Origin of the sequence: Bartonella queenslandensis AUST/NH15 (genome assembly GCF_000312585.1) — a bacterium.
In the GTDB taxonomy this organism is placed as follows: Bacteria; Pseudomonadota; Alphaproteobacteria; order Rhizobiales; family Rhizobiaceae; genus Bartonella; species Bartonella queenslandensis_A.
This window is the reverse complement of the sequence record NZ_HE998238.1, coordinates 1-1,272: the sequence shown is the minus strand read 5'-3', so window position 1 is coordinate 1,272 and position 1,272 is coordinate 1. Positions and strand designations below refer to the sequence as shown.

Annotated in this window: 1 protein-coding gene; it reads left to right on the top strand. The window is 35.0% G+C overall.

What is annotated here, in order from left to right:
* Positions 1-113: 113 nt before the first annotated feature.
* The coding region (locus BN338_RS10010) for an N-acetylmuramoyl-L-alanine amidase family protein (RefSeq protein WP_039762004.1) at positions 114-1,272 on the top strand (1,159 nt) is incomplete at its 3' end.

The following is a 1,272-nucleotide window of genomic DNA, read 5'->3' as shown; positions in this document are numbered from 1 at the left end:
AGGAGCTTAGCATTTATTGAAAATAGAAAATAAATTGGCGTATCGTTTTTCTATAACCAAGATAAATTATTACAAATGTCGTGTAAAGTACTTTACTTATGATAAGAGGGCTTATGATAAGAGTTTTTTTTACCCAAAAACTAAAAACAGCCTATTGGGATGTTATTGTGCAATTCATATGTTTTTTATTATTTTTTGGGGTATGCCAAACCAGTGTTCAAGCGGCTGATCCTTTGAGGCTTATTAATTTTCGAACCATCGGTGATAGTGCTCATACACGTATAATTGCGGTTTTCAATTCAAACCCCAATGTTCATTTGCAGATTTTGGATAGGCCAGCCCGTTTGGTTATCAATTTACCCATAATTGACTTTTCAATGCAAGATACGCCTTTAAAGAAACAGAATACATTGTCGGTTATGCTCTTAGATGTGCATTATGCTTTCTCTGACATACAAACTTCACGCATTATTTTAACAAGCAAAACAGCTTTTGTTGTTGAAAAAAGTATCGTAAAAAAATTAAATAATGGCTTATGGCAGTTGCTGGTTGATATTCGTAAAAGTACACAAGAAAAATTTGATAAAGTATTAAAGAGCCAGCAAAGAAGCAATTTTGATACAAAACCACTGTTGATTCCGGCACAAAATTTTCGTGTTGTTCTTGATCCTGGTCATGGTGGTATTGATGGTGGCGCACGGGGGGGGACTGGAATTTTAGAAAAAGATGTGACTTTAGGTTTTGCGCGAGCGTTGCGAGATGAATTACAAGAAGACTCTCATATTAGCGTTGCTTTAACGCGTGATTCTGATATTTTTTTAAGATTAAGTGAAAGAGTAAAAAAAGCGCAAGAGTTTGAAGCTGATCTTTTTATATCTATTCACGCGGATACAATTGGTGTACATTCTCTTCGCGGTGCCACAGTGTATACCATATCAGATAAAGCCTCCGATGCTATTGCAAAATCTTTAGCTGAAAGTGAAAATAAAGTTGATTTGCTTGATGGTTTGCCTGCAGATGAAACGCTTGAAGTTACAGACATCTTGATGGATCTTACACGACGTGAAACGCATACATTTTCGGTTAATTTTGCAAATAGTGTTATTTCAAGTTTATCAAAGAATCATATCAACTTGATCAATAACCCTCATCGCTATGCTAATTTTCAAGTTTTAAGAGCTTCAGATATACCCTCTGTCTTGATAGAGATCGGTTATTTATCCAATAAAGAGGATGAAAAGTTATTAAACGACCTTCATTGGAGAAAACAAA